Source organism: Haloarcula sp. HT12 (genome assembly GCF_055271655.1).
In genome coordinates, this window is sequence record NZ_JBUXKW010000001.1 from 419,182 (window position 1) to 439,339 (window position 20,158).

General features: G+C 65.5%; 21 protein-coding genes. 18 read left to right on the forward strand and 3 right to left on the reverse strand.

Going from position 1 to position 20,158, the window contains the following annotated elements:
- Window positions 1-27: 27 nt before the first annotated feature.
- Together ACY9XZ_RS02200 and pan1 are read right to left on the reverse strand one after the other, a co-directional pair.
- A complete protein-coding gene (locus ACY9XZ_RS02200) occupies window positions 28-609 on the reverse strand; it encodes a DUF420 domain-containing protein (RefSeq protein ID WP_463455446.1) in 582 nt (193 codons plus the stop codon).
- Window positions 610-738: 129 nt separating this feature from the next.
- Complete coding sequence (gene pan1, locus ACY9XZ_RS02205) at window positions 739-1,953, reverse strand: proteasome-activating nucleotidase Pan1 (RefSeq protein ID WP_463455447.1); 1,215 nt, start codon at window positions 1,951-1,953, stop codon at window positions 739-741.
- A 155-nt stretch (window positions 1,954-2,108) separates the two neighbouring features.
- Between pan1 and ACY9XZ_RS02210 the strand changes: the two genes are divergently transcribed.
- A complete protein-coding gene (locus ACY9XZ_RS02210; protein ID WP_463455448.1) occupies window positions 2,109-2,855 on the forward strand; it encodes an NAD(P)/FAD-dependent oxidoreductase in 747 nt (248 codons plus the stop codon).
- Window positions 2,856-2,861: 6 nt separating this feature from the next.
- On the opposite strand, the gene ACY9XZ_RS02215 is transcribed toward ACY9XZ_RS02210, so the two are convergent.
- Window positions 2,862-3,920, reverse strand: a complete 1,059-nt coding sequence (locus ACY9XZ_RS02215; protein WP_463455449.1) for a M48 family metalloprotease — start codon at window positions 3,918-3,920, stop codon at window positions 2,862-2,864.
- Window positions 3,921-4,020: 100 nt separating this feature from the next.
- Between ACY9XZ_RS02215 and ACY9XZ_RS02220 the strand changes: the two genes are divergently transcribed.
- The 17 genes from ACY9XZ_RS02220 to ACY9XZ_RS02300 all read left to right on the forward strand — a co-directional run bounded on the left by ACY9XZ_RS02220 (window position 4,021) and on the right by ACY9XZ_RS02300 (window position 20,125).
- A complete protein-coding gene (locus ACY9XZ_RS02220; protein ID WP_463455450.1) occupies window positions 4,021-5,124 on the forward strand; it encodes a DUF4129 domain-containing protein in 1,104 nt (367 codons plus the stop codon).
- Window positions 5,124-5,873, forward strand: coding sequence for a DUF7269 family protein (locus ACY9XZ_RS02225; RefSeq protein ID WP_463455451.1), 750 nt, complete (start codon window positions 5,124-5,126; stop codon window positions 5,871-5,873). Before ACY9XZ_RS02220 ends, ACY9XZ_RS02225 begins: the two co-directional genes overlap by 1 nt.
- Window positions 5,870-7,192 (forward strand): DUF58 domain-containing protein, encoded by a 1,323-nt coding sequence (locus tag ACY9XZ_RS02230; RefSeq protein ID WP_463455452.1) that lies wholly within the window; start codon window positions 5,870-5,872, stop codon window positions 7,190-7,192. The genes ACY9XZ_RS02225 and ACY9XZ_RS02230 overlap by 4 nt, the downstream gene beginning before the upstream one ends.
- Entirely contained in the window at window positions 7,189-8,748 is a 1,560-nt protein-coding gene (locus ACY9XZ_RS02235; protein WP_463455453.1) for a DUF7519 family protein, read from the forward strand. Before ACY9XZ_RS02230 ends, ACY9XZ_RS02235 begins: the two co-directional genes overlap by 4 nt.
- Window positions 8,749-8,799: 51 nt before the next feature.
- Window positions 8,800-9,966 (forward strand): bifunctional phosphopantothenoylcysteine decarboxylase/phosphopantothenate--cysteine ligase CoaBC, encoded by a 1,167-nt coding sequence (gene coaBC, locus ACY9XZ_RS02240; protein WP_463455454.1) that lies wholly within the window; start codon window positions 8,800-8,802, stop codon window positions 9,964-9,966.
- A gap of 152 nt (window positions 9,967-10,118) precedes the next feature.
- Window positions 10,119-11,159 carry a monovalent cation/H+ antiporter subunit E gene (locus tag ACY9XZ_RS02245; RefSeq protein ID WP_463455978.1) on the forward strand — a complete coding sequence of 347 codons (1,041 nt, stop codon included), beginning with the start codon at window positions 10,119-10,121 and terminating at the stop codon, window positions 11,157-11,159.
- Complete coding sequence (locus ACY9XZ_RS02250; protein WP_463455455.1) at window positions 11,152-11,427, forward strand: cation:proton antiporter; 276 nt, start codon at window positions 11,152-11,154, stop codon at window positions 11,425-11,427. Before ACY9XZ_RS02245 ends, ACY9XZ_RS02250 begins: the two co-directional genes overlap by 8 nt.
- On the forward strand, window positions 11,424-11,744 hold the full coding sequence (mnhG, locus tag ACY9XZ_RS02255; protein WP_463455456.1) for a monovalent cation/H(+) antiporter subunit G: 321 nt from the start codon (window positions 11,424-11,426) through the stop codon (window positions 11,742-11,744). The genes ACY9XZ_RS02250 and mnhG overlap by 4 nt, the downstream gene beginning before the upstream one ends.
- The gene (locus ACY9XZ_RS02260) at window positions 11,741-12,286 is read left to right on the forward strand and encodes a DUF4040 domain-containing protein (RefSeq protein ID WP_463455457.1); all 546 of its coding nucleotides are present in this window, start codon (window positions 11,741-11,743) and stop codon (window positions 12,284-12,286) included. The genes mnhG and ACY9XZ_RS02260 overlap by 4 nt, the downstream gene beginning before the upstream one ends.
- The gene (locus ACY9XZ_RS02265; protein ID WP_463455458.1) at window positions 12,283-12,756 is read left to right on the forward strand and encodes a Na(+)/H(+) antiporter subunit B; all 474 of its coding nucleotides are present in this window, start codon (window positions 12,283-12,285) and stop codon (window positions 12,754-12,756) included. Before ACY9XZ_RS02260 ends, ACY9XZ_RS02265 begins: the two co-directional genes overlap by 4 nt.
- Window positions 12,756-13,112: a cation:proton antiporter subunit C gene (locus tag ACY9XZ_RS02270; RefSeq protein WP_463455459.1), complete on the forward strand. Its 357-nt coding sequence runs from the start codon at window positions 12,756-12,758 to the stop codon at window positions 13,110-13,112. The genes ACY9XZ_RS02265 and ACY9XZ_RS02270 overlap by 1 nt, the downstream gene beginning before the upstream one ends.
- A complete protein-coding gene (locus ACY9XZ_RS02275) occupies window positions 13,105-14,607 on the forward strand; it encodes a monovalent cation/H+ antiporter subunit D family protein (protein ID WP_463455460.1) in 1,503 nt (500 codons plus the stop codon). The genes ACY9XZ_RS02270 and ACY9XZ_RS02275 overlap by 8 nt, the downstream gene beginning before the upstream one ends.
- A complete protein-coding gene (locus ACY9XZ_RS02280; protein ID WP_463455461.1) occupies window positions 14,604-16,283 on the forward strand; it encodes a proton-conducting transporter transmembrane domain-containing protein in 1,680 nt (559 codons plus the stop codon). Before ACY9XZ_RS02275 ends, ACY9XZ_RS02280 begins: the two co-directional genes overlap by 4 nt.
- On the forward strand, window positions 16,283-18,064 hold the full coding sequence (locus ACY9XZ_RS02285) for a Na(+)/H(+) antiporter subunit D (RefSeq protein ID WP_463455462.1): 1,782 nt from the start codon (window positions 16,283-16,285) through the stop codon (window positions 18,062-18,064). Before ACY9XZ_RS02280 ends, ACY9XZ_RS02285 begins: the two co-directional genes overlap by 1 nt.
- Before the next feature lie 195 nt (window positions 18,065-18,259).
- Entirely contained in the window at window positions 18,260-18,721 is a 462-nt protein-coding gene (locus ACY9XZ_RS02290; protein ID WP_463455463.1) for a type IV pilin domain-containing protein, read from the forward strand.
- Window positions 18,722-18,834: 113 nt separating this feature from the next.
- A complete protein-coding gene (locus tag ACY9XZ_RS02295; RefSeq protein WP_463455464.1) occupies window positions 18,835-19,416 on the forward strand; it encodes a DUF7344 domain-containing protein in 582 nt (193 codons plus the stop codon).
- A gap of 265 nt (window positions 19,417-19,681) precedes the next feature.
- Window positions 19,682-20,125 carry a type IV pilin domain-containing protein gene (locus tag ACY9XZ_RS02300; protein WP_463455465.1) on the forward strand — a complete coding sequence of 148 codons (444 nt, stop codon included), beginning with the start codon at window positions 19,682-19,684 and terminating at the stop codon, window positions 20,123-20,125.
- Window positions 20,126-20,158: the final 33 nt, after the last annotated feature.

Consider the following 20,158-nt stretch of genomic DNA (forward strand, 5'->3'; position numbering starts at 1 on the left):
TCGCCACCGAACACGTACAAACGGATGCTACCGGGGAACCCAGCCGTAGATGTGGTTCAGCATGACGTACGTGACGAGCCCGAGAAACAGGCTCAGCCCCCAGGCGGAGACGGCGATGCGGCCCACGCGGGCGTGGACTGTCTCCCTGAGCTCCGCGGGGGAGTGTGTCAACCCGAGGACGACGGCGTGCACGACGACGGGCACGGACACCGCGGACAGCAGGATGTGGACGGCGAGCATCACGATGTACGCGGTCCAGACGAACCCCTCGGCGACGATCTCCTTCTCGAAGCCGCCGCCGACCTTGAGGATGTACAGGACCAGAAACGCCATGATGAGCGTGAACGCGGAGAGCATCGCCGCGCGGTGTTTCCCCACCTGATCGGTCTTGATGAAGTAGACGCCGGCGACGATTGCCAGCAGCGCGATGCTGTTGACGACGGCGATTGCGTCACCCAGCAGGATGACGACCTCCCGCGAGAGTTCGGGCAGCGGTAACACGCCGCCGAACGCGCCGAACACGAGCGCGTAGCCAACGACCGAGACGACGGCGGTGACGAGCCGCGGGCGAGCGCGGGCACGCGACTGGAGAGTGTCTGCGACGGCCATAGCAACTGTTCAGGACCGGAGTGGTAACTGTGTTCTGAAACGGGCGAGAGCGACAGTGGATTTCCAGGGAGTGCGGTGGCTCTCGATTTGGAGAATAGAAAAAGGCAGAGTAGAACCGCCGAACGCAGATCAGGCGAAGGTCCGCGAGACCTCTTCGTCGTCGGTCTCCTCCTGCTGGATCTTCTCCCAGGCGTTGTGGAAGTCCGCCATCGTGACCTCGGTGCGGTCGTCGCGGATGGCGAACATTCCGGCCTCGGTACAGATGGCTTTCACGTCAGCACCGGAGGCGTCCGTTATTTCCTCGGCCAGCGCCTCGAAGTCCACGTCGTCGGCGACGTTCATGCTGCGGGTATGGATCTTGAAGATCTGCTCGCGGCCCTCGACGTCGGGGTTCGGGACCTCGATGAGGCGGTCGAAGCGGCCGGGGCGGAGGATAGCGCGGTCGAGCATGTCGAAGCGGTTCGTCGCCGCGATGATGCGGATGTCGCCGCGGTCGTCGAAGCCGTCCATCTCGGAGAGCAGCTGCATCATCGTCCGCTGGACCTCGGCGTCGCCGGAGGTCTTCGACTCGGTGCGTTTGGCCGCGATAGCGTCGATCTCGTCGATGAAGACGACGGCGGGCTCCTCCTGGCGGGCCAGTTCGAACAGGTCCCGGACGAGCTTCGCGCCCTCGCCGATGAACTTGTGGACGAGCTCGGAGCCGGCCATCTTGATGAAGGTCGCGTCAGTCTCGTTGGCGACGGCCTTCGCGAGCATCGTCTTCCCGGTGCCGGGCGGCCCGTGCAGCAGGACGCCGCTCGGCGGGTCGATGCCGACGTCCTCGAACATCTCTGGGCTTTTCAGCGGCATCTCGACGGTCTCGCGGACTTCTTCCATTTGCTCTTCGATGCCACCGATGTCGGCGAAAGTGACGTCCGGCGACTGGTCGACCTGCATCACGCGGGCGCGAACGTCGGTCTCGTCGTCGAGCTGTTTGACGATAGAGAGGGAGTTGTTGACGGCGACGCGGTCGTCGGGTTCGAGGTCCTCGCGCATCTCGTCGGTGACCTCCGTCAGGGCCTCCTGGTTGTTGCCGTGCTGTTTGATGATCACGCCGTCGCTGGACAGTTCCTGGACAGTCGCGACGAACAGCGGTGACTGTTTGAGCTTCTTGTTCTCGTGCGTGAGCCGTTCGAGCTTCTGCTGGTACTTGTTGTTCTCAGCGTTGGCGTCCAGCAGCTTGTCGCGCATCTCCTCGTTCTGGGCTTCGAGCACCTCCAGCCGCTCCTGCAGCGCCTCGATCTTCTGTTGCTGAGACGCGTCGTCGTCGTACGGCATGTCGACCTCGTCGACGGTGTCGGTCATTACGACGCCTTTAGTGGGTGTACCGTTATGAGGCTTCGGGTAGTCCCAGAACATGTATCGCCCGACATGAGCCCTGAAGTCGCCGTTACTGGCGACTCCCCGTCCGTAGGTCTCGAACCGGCACGTTTCTTGGCCCCCACCGGGAACACCTGCCCATGCCAAGCGAACGCGAAGAAGTCATTATCGTGGGCGGCGGCGTCGCCGGGCTCTCGGCGGCGATCTACACCGCTCGTGCCGACCTGTCGACACGGATCATCTCGACCGGCGAGTCGATACTGAACCGCAACGCCCACCTGGAGAACTACCCCGGGTTCCCCGCCGGAATCAATCCGCGGCTCCTGCTCGAACTCATGCGGGCACAGGCGCGGCGCGCCGGCGTCTGGTTCATCGATGGCGAGGCCGAACAGGTCGAACAGACCGACGGCCGCTTCGAGGTGACCTGCGCCGACGGCGAGTCATACGACGCGACGTATCTCATCGCCGCGTCCTGGTCGGACCCGTCGTATCTGGAGGGACTGGATATCTCACTCGTCGACCGCGGGTCGAAGCAGTTCATCTCGACCGACGACCAGGGTCGCACTGACGTCGATGGGCTGTACGCGGCCGGCCGGCTGGCCGAGCAGCACCACCAGACCATCGTCGCCGCGGGCCACGGCGCGCAGGTCGGGCTCACGCTGCTTGAGGACTCCGACGTCGACTTCTATCACGACTGGACCGCACCGGAAGGGTACTTCACCGGCCGCGACCGTCCGGTTCCGCCGGGCTGTGAAGAAATCGACGAGGCCGAGCGTAAGGAGCGCGAACAGGAGTCCCTTGAGGTCATGCGGCGGTACTTCGAGGAGCCGATGCCGGGCGAGCCGACGATGCATCCGAGCGTCGACGAAGACGAGATTTCGGACTGATACTCACTATGACGCCGTTTCGAGCGAGCGTGCGACGGACTGCAGCCGTTCGATCCGCTCGGCCGTCGGCGGGTGGGACCGCGTTTCGACGGACAGCGCGTCGCTCGATGTCTCGGTATCGAACCCGTACGGCAGGAGACACAGTCCACGGACGCCCGCGTACGCCGCTCGCTTGTCGGTCCCCGGGCGGTCGTTTCCGTTACCATCGAGTGTTTCTAACGCCGCGACGAGCGCCGAAGGGTCCCCGGTCAACCGCGCGGCGCTCCGGTCAGCAGCGAACTCCCGAGCGCGCGAGAGCGACCGCCCGAGGACGACCACGGGCGCGGTGAACACGCCCAGTGCGACGCCGCCGAACAGAACCGTCACCGCGAACAGGAACAGGAACCCCAGCGTGAACGACAGGCTCCCGAAGGGAGCGTCAAGCACCCGGGCGCTGAACACGTACGCAAGACCGAGCGCGACCAGCCCGAGTCCGTAGCGGCTCCCGCCCGGGAGCAGGTCCGCGAGCGGGTCGTACTCGCCGTTGGTCAGCGACGGGAGGAAGCTGGCTAGCGTCATGACGGTCGCGTCGCGGTTGGCGATATGCATGAGTTCGTGGGCCAGCACCGCATCGAGTTCGTCGCCGTCGAGCGTCGACAGCAGCCCCTCGCTGACGACCACTGTCGCGCCGCCGAGGGTGCCGATGGCGAAGCTGTTCGGCACGTCGGCGTCCGCGACGGCGATTCGCGGCGGGGTGAGATCGGCCAGTTGTGCGAGCCGGTGGACCCGCTCGTGGAGGTCGGGGTACTCCTCGGGGCCGACCATGCGGGCGTCGACCTCGGCCATCGTCTGGGCGCTGGTGTAGCGAAGCTGTGCCCAGACGAACGCCACGAGTGCCGGGACGAGGATCGCCACCCACCAGGCGATCCGCGCCGACGCGCCACCGAACGGCAGGCTGGCCGCGACGGCGTCCCGCACCGGGACGAGCCAGGGCGTCAGGAGCACCGCGGCGGTGGCGACCACGGCAACGTCAATGGCGAGGAGGAGCAGGAGGGTCCGCAGCATCCGGCGGGTCAGTGTCCGCATGGGTTAGTGCTGGTATACCCACAGCGAATGAAAGGTTTTCTGCTCCGACGGATCGGTGGTGAGGGAAAATATTTACTCTGCCGCCGGAAACCGTCCCGTAGTGTCAACGAAGCTGGTACGTGCCGCCCTCGCCCTCCTCTGTGCAGTCGCGGTCCTGTTCGGCACGGCGCTGTTTCCCGGCGCACTCGGCGTCGAGTTCGGCTCGGACGGGCCACTCGGCAGCGGGTCAGACGGGCCGGCCACGCCCGACGGGACAGCGCCCGACGACGTCGACGGTGAGCCGACGCCGGTGGTGACGAGCGACGGGGCGGACGCGACATCGACGCCAGGCGACGAGACGGAGTCGGACGAGACGGCTACGCCGACGGACACAGCGACGGCGACAGACACGCCCGGGGGCGACGCCAATGGCGGGACGCCCCTGCTCGTGAAGCTGTTCGGGCTGGCGCTTGTCGGCGGGTTCGGTCTCGTCGCGGTCGGTGTCATTCGAGCGGCGTCGGACGGGGACCGCGACGGGTCGACGGCCGCCGGAGCACTCCTCCCGGTCGTCGAAAAACTGGTCGGGACAGTCGTCTCAGCGGTCTCTGACGGCGCGGTCGGGCGGACTGTCGGCCGAATTCCGCAGGTGACGACCGCCGCGCTGCTCTCGGGATCGTCGGCCCTCGCACGGGTCGGGGCCGGTATCAGTACCGTTTCCGGTAGTGTCCTGACCGGAGTGACGACGGGCGTCGGAGCAGTCGGTGCGATGTCGCTTCGGGGGATCGCCGGTCTGCCGAGTGCCCTCGGGTCGCTCTCCGTCGCCCCGTTCGAGGCCCTCGGCGGTCTCGGCGGGAACGGCGGCTTCCTCGCCTCGGTTCGAGATGGCGTCGACAGCCCGTCGCTGTTTAGCTCGTCGGACTCGAAGTCCGAGCAGTCGACGACCACCGACGCGACAGAGACAGACGACGGGCCGGATATCGATTCGCTGTCGATCCAGGAGGCCTGGGCGCTGCTGGCTGACCACGTGTCCGTGCCGGACCACGAGACGGCGACGCCCGGCGAGTACGCCCGCCGGGCCATCGACAGCGGGCTCCCGGCCGAGCCCGTGCGCCGGCTGACCGTCCGCTTTCGGGAGGTTACATACGGCGGGAAAACGCCCACCGGGGAGCGAACCGAGTCGGCCCGTGACGCACTCAGACAGCTCCTCGGGAGAGGTGACGACTGATGAGCGACGCGGAGTCCGAGCAGGCAGAAGGGGAAACCGCCCGAGCAACCATCGGAGTCAGCGTCGAACGCCCGACGCCGGGGCGCAGGTTCGTCCAGTACACCATGCTTGGTCTCGCTTCGCTTGCCGGGGCGGTGCTCGTCGTCACCGTTCCCTCGGTCCTCCCGGCTGTCGGCAGCGGGACGACCGAGAACATCCGGGTCGTCGCCAGCATCAGCGCCGCCGCGATTGGCCTCTTTGGCCTGTACACCGTCGTTCGGACGGAGGATTCGAATCTGCCGCCGGTGAAAGGGAGCCAGCCGCGCGAGCCGTATCAGGTCGGCGGCTCAGACGACGAGTCGACGGAACTGCTCGACGAACTGCTGGAACCGAAAGGGACACGGGCGGCCCCCGTCGATATGGTCGGCGACGATATCGATGAGTTGCTCGCGAGGATCGACGGGCGGGTCGACCCCTACGACGGACTCGAAGCCAGCTACGCGGCCGAAATCAGGGACAGGCTCCGCGAGGCCGCCCGACAGGTGCTGGTCGAGACGACAGACGTGTCGCCGGAGGCGGCGGCCCGAGCGGTCAAAGCGGGGTCGTGGACGGACGACCGCCGGGCGGCTGCCTTCCTCGGCGGCCCGGACGCGCCCGACCCGCCCATCGAGCTGCAGCTCCGGGACTGGGCCAGCGGCGAGGGGTTCGACCGGAAGGTCGAGTCCACGACGGCCGAGATACGACGGGTCCAGCGGGGTGAGCGCACGTGAACACGCGCGAAACGACCCAGCGCAACGTCGGCGTCTCGGCCGCGCTGGTCGCTGGCGGAGCCGGTATCGTCACCGGGAACCCGGCGGTTTTCATGGTCGCGGCGGTGGCGCTGGTGTACGCAGCCTACCAGGCGGCCATCGGTGATCCCGAGCCGACGCTCACGATAGAGCGTCACGTCGAACCGGCTGATCCGCTCCCGGGGTCAGAGGTAGGGGTCACGCTGACGCTCACGAACGACGGGGACACGACCCTGCCCGACGTTCGCGTCCTTGACGGCGTTCCGGAGCGGCTTGAAGTGGTCGAGGGGTCCCCGCGCTTTGGCACCCACCTCGAAGCTGGGGCGTCGGATTCGGTCACCTACACCGTCGAAGCCCGGCGCGGCGACCACGCCTTCACCGACGTGGCGGTGGTCTGTCGGAACCTGACCGGGACCGTCGAGTTCGCCGAGCAGGTCGCCATCGAGACGACGCTTTCCTGCAGCGCGGACGTGGACACCGTTTCGCTCTCGGGCCAGACGCTCGCACAGTCCGGGCGCGTCCCGACGGACACCGGCGGGAACGGGCTCGCCTTCTACGCCATCCGCGAGCACCAGTCCGCGGACCCGATGAGCCGCGTCGATTGGAACCGCCTCGCGAAGACGAACGAACTGGCGACAGTCGAGTTCAAAGAGACCAGAGCGGCCACCGTCGTCACGCTCGTCGACTCACGACATCCAGTGGCGAGCGAGGCGAACGCGCCCACCGCCGTGCAGTTCTGTGCCTACGCGGCCCAGCAGGTCGGCTCGGCGCTCCTGGACATGGACAACCGCGTCGGGGTCGCCGTCTACGACAGTTGCGAGACGCTCCAGCCGTCGGCCAATCGAGCACAGGAACAGCGGTTGGAGAGCTTCCTCGGTGCGGTTGTGAGTGGGGCGACTGATGGATCGTCGGGGGGCCGCGCTTTGTGGCTGTTCGACACCGCCCGAAACTGGCGAACACAGTCCCCGACCGAAAGGGCGGACCGATACGGCATCCCCGACGGAGGCGACGCGGTGGCGACGCTCGACCGGTCGATTCCGAGCGAATCACAGGTCGTGTTCTGCACCCCGCTGCTCGACGACCGGGCGGCCGACGCGGCGAAGCGACTCGCCGCGTACGGACACGCGGTCACGGTCGTCAGCCCGGACATGACGACGGGCGACAGTCCGGGAAGTACCGTCGAACGGATCGACCGGACGGCCCGCCTCGACGACCTCCGGGGGACGGTTCGGGTCGTCGACTGGCCGCCCGCGGAACCGCTCGCCAAAGCCCTCATCCGCGCAACGGAGCGGTGGGCATGACGGAGCTCGACAGCAGACCGGCGGCGTCGAGCGCGGCGCTGGCCGGGGCGGTCGCGGTGATCGCCGCGCTCGGCCTCGGCATCGCTGTCGGAAACCCGACACCGGTTCTGACCGGCCTCGTCGGCGGCCTCTGTATCGCCGCCGGGGCGTGGGCGCTCCGCAGCGACGCTCACACGCGCATCGCCGGCGGCAGCGTCGCCGTCATCGTCGGCGCGGCCGTGTTCTGTGGGACCGCGTTTCTGGCCTCCGACTACTGGTCGCTCGTCGTGGCGCTCGGGTTCCCGCTGGCCGCGACGCTCGTCGTCATCGACGCGAGTAGCGGGCTGGTGCCGCCGACCGACGAAACAGACGAACTCTCGAAGACGCTCGAAGAGAGCTTCGTGGTGTTGCTGGTCGGCATCGGCATCACAATCGTCTGTGCCGTCGCCGCCGCCGTCAGGCTGCCCTGGGTACTCGTCCGGGTCGTCACCGGCTTCTCGATCCACCCGCTCGTGGGCTTCGTGACGCTACAGGCCGCGGTTCTTCTCACCCTCCTGTTGCTGGACCGGGCCACAGAGATACTGGAATCGTGGGTTCCGGCCCCGACGGCGACGACCGAGCGGGCGCTCGGGCGGCTAAACCTGCTGGGAACATCCTGGTTGGACATCGATCCCTACGTCAAAGCCGCCGTTGGCCTGCAGTTCCTCGTCGCGTTCGTCCCGACGGCCCAGAGGCTGTTCGAACGCTTCCTCGACACCCTCCCGGTGCTCGGGCCGGCCCTGCGGGTCGCTCTCAGTGGTCCGCTCCATCTCCCCCTCGTGGTCGGCCTCCTGGCGTTGCTGGGTATCCTCATCGTCGAACAGCTCCGGCAGTGGCTGCTACAGTGGCTCGGGGACGACCCCGGACGGTCGCTGGCGCGGCAGACCGGCAGTATCGTGGCCCCTGTGGTACTGCTGTTTGGCGCGTTAGTCCTTACAGCCGCCGGCGTGACTCGGCGGGTAGCGCCCACGTATGCCGGGGGCGGACACTACGGCTCAGCGACCGTCCTCCTCCTCGGCGTCCTGGTTTCGGTCGTCGTTCTCTGGACTCTCGGCAGACTGCTGACCGGGCTGGTCAACGCGGAGTTGCTCTCGCGGCGGGTGACCGGGTTCGCGGCCGGGAGCGCGCTGCTGTTCGTCATGACGCTGCTTGCGGCCGAGCGCGGACTTGCACCGCTGTTCGTGCTCCTCGGGTGCGCGGCGGCGCTGCTGGTCTGGGACGCCGGCGTCCACGCCAGCAGTATCGGCCACCAGCTGGGCCGGGACGCCGAGACGACGGACAGCGAGTTCGTCCACGTCACCGGCACCGCGGCCGTCCTCGTCGGTGCAGTCCTGCTCGTACTGCTCGTCAGATACGTGCTTATCCCGGTCGCGGTGCCGACCACGCCGACCGGGCGCTCGCTCAGTTCGGTGGTCGCACTGGGACTGGTTCTGCTGTCGATAGCCGCATTCACCCTTGCGCTGAACGCACACGACGACGGGCCACGCGTGAGCAGGGACGGCCGGCAGGGCGACCCACCCGCCAGCGATGGCGATTAGCCCCCGCCGGAGAGACAGGGGCTTTTACCCCCGCACCGCGAACCGACGGGTATGCTGACCGGAGTCAACGTCGTCCTGGGGGTGTCGGGCTCTATCGCGGCCGTCAAGACGGTGGAACTCGCACACGAACTCCGACGACAGGGGGCGTCCGTCCGGGCGGTGATGACCGACAGCGCGACGGGGATCATCCATCCGTGGGCACTTGCGTTCGCGACGGACAACGACGTGGTTACCGAAATCACGGGCAGCGTCGAACACGTCGAACTTTGTGGGCGCTCGGGCTGGGGGGACGTCCTCTTGCTCGCGCCGGCAACGGCAAACACCGTCGGGAAGATCGCCGCCGCGATCGACGACACGCCAGTGACGACGTGTGCGACGACGGCGCTGGGCGCGGACGTGCCGGTCGTCGTCGCGCCGGCGATGCACGAACCGATGTACGACCACCCCGGCGTGCTGGAGGCAATCGACCGCGTCGAGTCCTGGGGCGTCGAGTTCGTGGACCCGCGCATCGAGGAGGAGAAGGCCAAGATCGCGACCGAGGAGGCCATCGTCACGGCGACCGCACGGGCCACGGGCGACCGGCGGCTTTCGGGCGAGCACGTCGTCGTGACCGCGGGCGCGACCACGGAATCGGTCGACCCCGTGCGAACGCTCTCGAATCGCTCCTCGGGGCGGACCGGCCGCGCAGTCGCGCGGGCCTGCTACGCTCGCGGGGCCGACGTGACGCTCGTCCACGACGGGCCGAACGTTCCCTACGCCGCCGTCGAGCAGGTCGAATCCGCCGCGGAGATGACCGAGACCACCCGTCGGGTCGCCGACTCGGCCGACGCGCTGGTCTCGGCGGCCGCCATCTCGGATTACACTGTCGAGCAGGCTCCCGAGAAGATCAAGAGCGGGCAGGCGGAACTGACGCTGACACTTGAACCGACGCCGAAGCTCATCGACACCGTCCGGTCTGACCATCCGGAGCTCCCTATCGTCGGCTTCAAAGTCGAAACCGAGGGCGACGACGAGACGCTGATCGAGCGCGCCCGCGAGATACGCGAGCGGGCCGGGTTGGCCTTCGTGGTCGCCAACGACGCGAACGTGATGGGCGACGAGGAGACGCGCGCCCTGCTCGTGGACGGAGACACGGCCACGGAGTACGTCGGGGACAAGGCGGGACTCGGTGCCAGCGTCGCGGACGAACTCGGTGCCCATCTGTCCAGTCGCGACTGAGCGCGTAACCGATTACGAAATAGTTTTGCGTGTTCCGTGGTTCCGGTCCGATAACGACAGTACTGCCCGACGAACCGCCTATTCGGAGTTTCTAAACAGAGACTGTGACTGTACCACCACCCCGTCGCCTGCTCGTGCCAGTAGCCGATTCGGTGACGGTCCGTAACACCGTTGCCTACGCCGTTGAACAGGCCGAATCGGCGGCCAGAGAAGGACAGCAACCGGTGTCGCTGCACCTCGTCGCCGTCGCAAGTACGCGCGCCGTCGACCCCGACGCGCAAACAGAACTCGGCGAGGCCAAGGACCTGCTCGACCGTATCGAGGTCTGGCTCGACGAAGATCTGGGCGCTGACCCGCCGTCGAATCTCGACGTGGAACTGGGCGTCATCGGCGCCGACCGATACCTGTTCAGTCCCGGCGATTACGCCGACGCGATATTGGCCTACGTCGACGAACACGGCATCGAGCGGGTCGTTCTCGATCCGGAGTTCAACCCGGGCGGGACGACGCCGATGCTCCGGCCGCTGGAAGTAGAACTCGTTCGGGGGGATATCGACGTCGAGACCGCACCCGTCGAGCGACCGGCGCGGTCGACCGCGCTCGCTCGCGCCGCGACGCTCCCGAAGTACCTCACTATTTTCGGGGCGTCGTACCTGTTTTATCTGCTGTTGAGTTCGTACAAGCCGCTGGATTTCCTCACCGGTGCGATCACGGCGGCCATCGTCACCGCACTGCTCGCGCCAATCGCGTTCAGTCGCCAGCCGTCGCTGACGCGGATTCCCCGCCAGTTCGCCCGGATGGCGATTTACATCCCGTACCTCCTCAAGGAGATCGCCGTCGCGAACCTCCAGATCGCCTACGTCGTCTTGCACCCGTCGCTGCCCATCGACCCGGAGATGGTCGAACTGGAGGCGGCCATCTGGGGAGACGCGCCGGTGACGACACTGGCAAACAGCATCACGCTGACGCCCGGGACGCTTACCGTCAGCGTCTCGGAGCAGGCGTTCGACATCCACTCGCTCACCGGCAGTGCGCGCGAGGACCTGTTCGACGGCGGTCTCGAACGGGCCGTCCGGTTTGTCTTCTACGGCCGAGAGGCGGCAGCGATTCCCTCGCCGCGCGAGCGCGGGCAAGGGGGCGACGAGCCAATCGAGAGTGACATCGGCGACCCGGAGGTGGCCGACGATGATTGAGTTCGAAGCGGCGTTGCTGGCGATCGCCGGCGCGTTCGTCCTGTTTGCCATCGTGTCCCTCTACCGCGTGATTGCGGGACCGACGGACCACGACAGAGTCATCGCGGTCAACGTGATGGGGACGAACACCGTCATCGCTATCGCGCTCGTCTCCGGTGCGCTCGATAAGCCGCTGTTCCTCGATATCGCGCTCGTGTACGCCCTGCTGAACTTCCTGCTGTCGATAGCGTTCTCGAAGTTCAACGTCGAACACGGGGGTGTGCTATGACGCCGACGGAGTGGGCGATCGTCGCGCTCGCGCTGCTCGGCGCGTTCTTCGGTGGTGTCGCCGCAATCGGTATCGTCCGGCTTCCGGACGTGTACACTCGCACGCACGCGGCATCGAAAAGTGATACGCTGGGAGCCGTCCTCGCTATCGGGGCCGCCGCGCTCGCGATACAGACCGACCTCGCGACGATCAAGGCCGTCTTCCTGCTGGTGTTCATGTTCCTGACGAACCCGACCGCCGCCCACGCCATCGCCCGGGCGGCACAGGACCAGGGTATCGAGCCGTGGACAGCCGGCGACGAGGAGGGCGAATCATGACGCTCTCGCTCATCGAAGGAGTGTTGCTGGTGTTCGTGCTGGGCTGTGCTATCGGCGCGGCCGTGCTCCGGGACGTGCTGGCTTCGCTGATGGCGTTTGCCGCCTACAGCCTCGGCATCTCCATCATCTGGGTGATGCTGGAAGCCCCCGACGTGGGACTGACCGAAGCGGCTGTCGGGGCCGGCATCATGACGATCCTGTTCATTCTGGCGCTGGCAAACACCGTCCGGCCACAGGAGGACGGCCTGTTCGAGTCACTCAGCGTCCGGACCGTCGCCCTGGTCGGCGCGTTCGTCGTCGTCATGATCGCGACGGTACCGTCGCTGCCCGCCGTTGGGGCAGACGGAGCGGCAAACCCCGTCGTCAGCGGCGAGGTGACACAGTACTACATCGAGAACGCGTACGCGGACACGGAGGTCCACAACGCGGTGACGGCCGTGCTCGCGGCCTACCGCGGGTTCGACACGCTGGGCGAGGCGGTCGTGGTCTTCTCGGCCGGTGTCGCGGCGCTGACCGTCCTCAGGCAGGAGGTGTTCGCATGAGCGCCGATGAGCGAACCGGACTGTACGTCGAGAGCACCATCATCATGACCACGGTCCGCGTCGTGGCGCCGTTCGTCCTCACCTTCGCCCTGTTCGTGATGTTCCACGGCGCGGACTCCCCCGGTGGCGGATTCCAGGGCGGGGTCATCGCCGGATCGGTCGTGATGATGCTCGCCTTCGCTTACGGTATCGACGCAGCCCGGGAGTGGCTCGACGTTCGTGTCGTCGCCGCGCTCGCATCCGGCGGCGTGTTCACGTTCGCGGCAATCGGGCTGGGGACGATGCTGCTTGGCGGGAACTTCCTCGAATACCACCTGTACGAACAGTTCATCTCACACGCGACCGCCTACGGTATCGAACTCGTCGAACTGGGCATCGGTGGCATCGTCGCCAGCGTCGCCATCGGCCTCTTTTTCCTGCTCGCGGCCGGGTTCGGCCACGCCGTCGACTCCCCGGAGGGTGAAAGCTAATGCTGGAACTGCTGAACTCACACTACAACTACTACGCGGTAATGCTCCTGCTGGGTATCGGCCTCTACATGCTCATCGAGTCCCGGAACCTCGTGAAGAAGGTCATCGGAATGAACATCTTCCAGACGGGCATCTTCCTGTTTTTCATCACGCTGTCGTTCCGAGCGGGCGGGAACCCGCCGATAATCAAGGAGGGCGGTGGACCCTACGTCAGCCCGCTACCGCACGTCCTCATCCTGACCGCTATCGTCGTCGGGGTGAGCCTGACTGCCGTGGCGCTGGCGCTCATCATCCGCATCTACACCGAGTACGGCACACTGGACGAAGACAAACTCAAACAGCTCTACTATGATTGAACAGATCCCTGTGTTGCTGGTCGTCCTGCCGATCATCGGCGGCGCGGTACCGCTGGTCGCCAGCCTCGTCAGCGACCGGGCCGGCTGGCCCGTCGCGACGCTGACGCTCGTCGGCCAGGTCGGCCTGGCCGGACTGCTCGCGTGGAGCGTCAGCACGAGCGGCACGGTTTCCTACGCGGTCGGCGGTTTCGCCGCCCCGTACGGCATCGAGCTCGTCGTCGACGGGCTCTCCGGGGCCGTCGCCCTGCTCGTGGCCATTGTGTCCCTGGGCGTGCTCGCGTACGCCCGCCAGGCCGGTCCGCATTCGAGCGCCTTCTATGGCCTGTACCTGCTGCTGGTCGCCGGCCTGACCGGAATGACCGTCACCGGCGACGTGTTCAACCTCTACGTGTTCCTCGAAATCACGGGGCTTGCGGCCTACGGGCTCGTGGCGAGCGGCCGGAACGCGAGCGCCGCCGTCGCGGCGCTGAAGTACCTCATCATCGGGACCGTCGGGGCCTCGCTGTACCTGCTCGGCGTGGGCTACCTGCTCGCGGCGACGGGGACGCTCAACATGGCCGACCTGGCGACCAAGCTCGGGGAGATGGCGGCCTACGACTCGACGCTCGTCCTGACCGCGTTCGGGCTAATGGTCGGGGGATTGACGGTGAAAGTCGCCCTGTTCCCCCTGCACACCTGGCAGCCCGACGCCTACGCGAACGCGCCGGACACGGTGAGCGCGTTCATCTCGGCGCTCGTCTCGACGGTTTCCGCCTACGCGCTCGCCCGACTGCTGTTTTCGGTGTTCACCGTGGAGTTCCTGACGGCCGTGCCCGTGGCTCGCTGGGCGCTGGTCGGCCTGGCCTGCGTGAGCATCATCGCGGGGAGCGCGCTCGCCGTCTCGCAGGACAGCGTCCAGCGGATGCTCGCGTATTCCTCAGTGTCGCAGTTCGGCCTGGTCGTCGCTGGGTTCGCCATCGCGACTCCGCTGGCCGTCGTCGGCGCGACCGTCCACCTGCTCGGCCACGCGGTGATGAAAGGCGGGCTGTTCGCCGCGACGGGAATCATCGAGCGGGAGACGGGCGCGACGACGGTGAACGGCTACGCCGGAATGGGGAGTCGCGTCCCGCTCCCGGCGTTTTCCTTCGCCGTCCTCGCGCTGGCGATGGTCGGCGTCCCGCCGGCAATCGGCTTCGTCGGCAAGTGGTACATCGTCCTCGGCGCGGTCAACGCCGAGAACTGGGCCGTCGTGGCCGTTCTGCTGGCGAGTACGCTGCTGACGCTCGCGTACTTCGCCCGCCTCGTCGAGCGACTCTACTTCGCCGAGGCGACGATCCACTCGGAGGAGCCCGTGCCTGAGGACGCGCCCGTCACAGACGGGAGCGGGCAGGCGGTTTCGTTCGGGATGATCGCCGTTGTCGTCCTCGCGGCCGTTCTCGCGGTCACGCTGACCGCAGCCGTACCGGCGTTCGAACAGGTACTTCGAGACACGCTTCCACAACTTCTAACCCAATGACTGAATCGCTACGCCCAATCCTGGCAATCCTCGTCTCGGCAGTGGCCATCCCCGCTATTCTCTCGCTCAAGGGCCGGCCGAACGTGCGGGAGGGGGTGACCCTACTCGTCGCGTTCGCGAAGTTCGCGATCATTGCGAGCATGGTCCCCGGCGTCCTGAACGGGACAGAGTACGAGTTCGTCATCGGACAGTTCGCTACCGGTATCGAACTGGCGTTCAACGTCGACCCGCTCGGGCTCTTGTTTGGCTTACTCGCGAGCCTGCTGTGGATCGTCACGAGCTTCTACAGCATCGGCTACATGCGCGGGCTGGACGAACACGCACAGACGCGCTATTTCGCCTCCTTCGCCGCAAGCCTCGCGTCGGCCATCGGCGTCGCGTTCGCGTCGAACCTGCTGACGCTGTTTGTCTGCTACGAACTGCTGACGGTGTCGACGTACCCGCTGGTTACCCACGATGAAACCGACGAGGCCCGCGCCGCCGGCCGGAAGTACCTCGCGTACACCTTCGGCGGCGGCGTCGCTGTGCTGGGCGGGACCGTACTAGTGTTCGTCCTCGCCGGGACGACCGCGTTCACACCGGGCGGCCTCGAAGCGCTCGCGACGGCGGACCCGACGCTGGCGAGAGCCGCGTTCGCCCTGCTTGCGGCCGGCTTCGGCGTCAAGGCCGCACTCATGCCGATGCACTCCTGGCTGCCGGACGCGATGGTCGCGCCGACGCCGGTGTCGGGCCTGCTCCACGCTGTCGCAGTCGTCAAGAGCGGCGTGTTCGGCATCGCTCGGGTCGTCCTCGACGTGTTCGGTACCGAGACGATGGCGGAACTCGGCGTCGGCCTCCCGCTCGCCGCGATTGCGGCCTTCACCCTCCTGACGGCGAGTATTATCGCGCTCAGACAGGACAACCTCAAGCGGCGGCTGGCGTACTCGACCATCAGCCAACTGTCCTACATCGTGCTCGGACTGGGACTGCTGCACGGGCAAGCGCTGACCGGCGGACTGCTCCACATCCCCGCGCATGCGTTCATGAAACTCACGCTGTTCTTCTGTGCTGGCGCGATCCACGTCGAAACGCATACTGACGACATCAGCGACATGGCCGCCATCGGGAAGCGGATGCCGCTGACGATGGCCGCCTTCGCCGTCGCCGCGGCGGGGATGGCCGGCATCCCGCTCGTTGCCGGGTTCGTCAGCAAGTGGTATCTCGTCATCGGTGCGCTGAGCCTGGATGGCGGGCTGGTCTTCGCCGCGGTTCTACTGGTCTCCGGCGTGCTCAACATCGCGTACTTCTGGCCCATCGTCTACCAGGCGTACTTCGAGTCGCCGGAGGGCCACGACGAAAAGCCCCTTCTGGAGGGGCCATTCGGCGGCCGGAGCGAGCTGCGGGCCGATGGCGGTGACGTGGGTGAGTCGGACGACACCGATGGAGACGACACGCCGAAGCCCGAACACGTCGACCACCTCGGCAAACACCACGAGGAGCACGAACACCACGGCGGCCCGCCCGAAGGCGGCTGGGACGACCGCGGCTGGCGCGGCGGCGAGAGCACGTGGTTCATGCTCGGGCCGATACTGACTGCGGCGACGCTGTCGCTCCTGCTGGGGACGGTGCCGTACACGGCTGTCTTCCTGCGGATCGTCGACGCTATCGTCGGGAATCTCCCGGGGGTGGTGGCCTGATGTCGACGCTGACGACGGTCCCGCCGGTCGTCGTACTGCTCGTACTGGCAGTCGTCGTCTCCCGGCTTCCGCGGCGGGCCGGACACGCCGTCGGTGCGCTTGTGCCCGCACTGGCGGTGCCGTGGGCCGTCATGGTGCCCGAGGGCGCACACCTCCGGACCCAGTTCCTCGGGTTCGACGCCGTGCTACTGAACGTCGACCCGTTCTCGCGGCTGATGGGGATTATCTTCGGGCTCATCGCCGCAGTCGCCGTGCTCTACTCCTACGCCAGCGAGGCCGACACCACACAGACCGGTTTCGCCCTCTCGTATGTCGCGACCAGCTTCGGGGCCGTGTTCGCCGGCGACTGGCTGACGCTCATCTTCTTCTGGGAGCTGATGGCTATCACCAGCACGCTGCTGGTGTGGCACTACGGCGGCAAGGCGGTCCGGGCCGGCTTCCGGTACGCCCTGCTGCACGGACTGGGCGGCACGCTGTTGATGGCCGCCATCCTCCGCCACTACGTCGAGGTGGAGACGTTCCTGTTCGCGTCGGTACCGGGCGGGCCGGAGGCCGCGGGTATGACGAGTGGGTTGGCCGCCGCGCTGGCCGCTATCGGCATCGGCGTCAACGTCGGCTTCATCGGCCTGCACGCGTGGCTGCCCGACACCTATCCGCGCCCGCACATCGCCGCCAGCGTCTTCCTCTGTGTGTTCACGACCAAGACCGGCGTCTACGGGATGTACCGCGCGTTCCCCAACGGCCACGAAGCTATCGCCTACATGGGCGGCGGAATGGCTATCTTCGGCGCGCTGTTCGCGCTGTTCCAGAACGACATGCGGCGACTGCTCTCCTATCACATCCAGTCCCAGGTCGGATACATGGTCGCCGGCGTCGGTATCGGAACCTCGCTCGCACAGGCCGGGGCGTTCGCCCACGTGTTCAACCACATCCTCTACAAGGGCCTGCTGTTCATGACCGCCGGCGCTGTCATCTACCGGACCGGCGAGGAGAGTCTGAAGAAGCTCGGCGGGCTCGCCCGTGAGATGCCGATCACCGCAGCCGCGTTCTCCATCGCTGCGCTCTCTATCGCCGGGTTCCCGGGATTCAACGGGTTCGTCAGTAAGGGAATCATCATCTCCGGGAGCCACTACGAGTTCGTCGAGGGACCGCTGTACTTCGATCACCGAACGACCCTCGAGTGGATGCTGCTCATCGGTGGCGTCGGAACGTTCATGTCGTTCATCAAGTTCGGCTACTACGCGTTCTTCCACGGCACGTACGACGGCAGCGTCCCGGACGCGAACCGCGGCCAGAGCATTGCGATGGTGTCCGTCGCCGCGCTCTGTGTCATCTACGGTGTGTACGACACTGCACTGTTCGCCATCCTTCCGTTCGATGTGACGAGTGACGCCGCCGTCGATCACGTCTATACGACCTACACTGTCGATCACATCGTCGAAGGGGTCGCCCTCGCCGCCGCCGGACTGATCGGCTTCGCGGTGACGAAGAAGCCCCTCTCGAAACTCGGCCGCGTCCCGGACATCGACTCGCTGTACAACCCTGCCGTCTTCTACGGCTCCCGCGGGCTCGTCGTCGGTGTTACCGAACTATACGCCGCTGTGGATCGCATGGTGGTGCAGGCCACCGGCGTCGTCACGCGGACGGTGACGGCACCCAACGACGTGATTGCGCGACTCAGCGACGACGACGGGCTCGTACATCCAATGCGGGCCGGCATCGGACTCAGTATCCTCATCCTCGCGGTCTTCGTGACGGTGACGCTGCTGGCACTTTCCTGAAGTTCCAAAACCATATTCTGTGATAATTACAGAATGAATCGGCCATATCAGTAGCTATGCACCTTCAGGATAGCTGTCAGCAGATGAGGTGATTACAGTCTCTGATAATCCAGATGTAGACTTATATACCTCGGTAGCCACGTTCCGATAAGCACTGCATAACAGGGCGGCCTGTTGATGCGTGCGGACATAACCATGGAACTCAAACGATTCTTCAACGACGACGATGCTGTGTCGCCGGTCATCGGGGTCATCCTGATGGTCGCAATCACGGTCATCCTCGCGGCCGTCATCGCGACGTTCGTCCTCGGTCTGGGCGATCAGGTCAGCAACACGGCTCCGCAGGCTAGCTTTAGTACGGACTATGATTCTGGAGCCAACGAAGTCGACGTGACCCACGACGGTGGTGACTCGATTACAGCAAGTAACCTCTATTTCCGAGGGAGTGGGTTCGCAAGTACTGCCAATAGCAATATTGACGGTAATAATCAAAACTGGCCAGATAGCGAAACGAGTGGCAGTAACAGCAAGGTTGTCGCAGGTGACCGTGTGATTGTTGGCGTAAGTGGTAACGACTACGACTTCCGAGTTGTCTACGAATCATCCACTGGCGACAACTCCGCGACGCTAGCCACTGCGTCTGGTCCGAACGCGTAAATCCACGCACTACTCGTTTCTTCCGTCTCTAAAACCCGTGAGTTTATAACTGATGAATACCCTGATTGTCTCTATATTCCCTTCGAGGGGTGGTGGGTATTGGAGGCTAGTAAATGAGTAAGCAGATCGAGCGGTCAGACTCCGCTGATTCGGATGACGACCTTTCAAAGGGTGAAATATTCGACGTGTTGCAGAACGAGCGGCGTCGGTACACCCTGCAGTATCTCCGGGAACACGACGGGCCGGTACAGCTCGGTGACCTCGCCTCGCACGTCGCAGCCCAGGAGTACGATTGTCCGAATACAGAAGTTACGAGCGCGCAGCGAAAGCGCGTCTACACCACGTTACAGCAGTCCCATCTCCCGCGGATGCACGACACGGGTATCATCGACTATGACGACGAGAACGGGACAGTCTCCCGAACCGCACAAACAGAAGACCTTACCGTATATCTCGAAATCGTGCCCGGAAGCGAGTTCCCCTGGCGCGAGTACTACCTCTCACTCGGCGCAGTCAGTCTGGCAATCGTTACGATCCTCTGGGTCGGCGTCTATCCGTTCACTGTAATTTCACCGCTGGTCTGGGCGACGCTGATCGCGGTCGTACTCAGTATCTCCGCGGGCTATCACACCTACGCCGGTCGCGAGATGACACTCACCGAGTTCGCGGAGCAGGAATCGGAGTCCAACGACTGAAACAGGCTGTTCTTCGCACCCGCTGCGTTGGTTTCGCCTGTCTCCGGCCAGCTAAATTATCCGAACATCGTTATAGCGAATTCCGGCAGTACAGCGGGCCTTGAAGGGTTTCAAGACAGCGTTGAACAGCTAAAACGTGTTATGAGTATAAGTGGGCACATCCCATGTGGTTGAGTCAGCACACCTCCGCGAGCCAGTAAGGACACCCTTCAACGCGTAGGGTCGTACTACTCGGGTCACGCTCGCGGTGTGCGCCGCACAAACCATGGATATCAAACAACTCATCCACGACGACGACGCTGTTTCGCCGGTCATCGGGGTCATCCTGATGGTCGCAATCACGGTCATCCTGGCGGCCGTTATCGCCTCCTTCGTGCTTGGTCTCGGCGACCAGGCACAGCAGGCGACGCCGCAGGCTAGCTTCTCGTGGGATTACGACGCCTCTGCAAGTAGTGAGAATCTAACCGTTACTCACGATGGCGGTGACTCAATTGAGGCACAAGAACTATACATTCGTGGAGATTTCGACCACTCTACTTCAGGAGCCACTTGGGGTAATTGGAGCACAAAGGGCCCTTCATCCGAAGTTACGGCCGGTAATACTGCCAAAATGTTTGTCGGTCCCTCTTATGATCTCCGAGTCGTCTACGAAACTCAAGAAGGCGACTCCTCTGCAACGCTCGCGCAAGACTCCGGCCCCGAAACGTAATCCGACCTCATTTTTTGTTTTTTCGACCAGTGA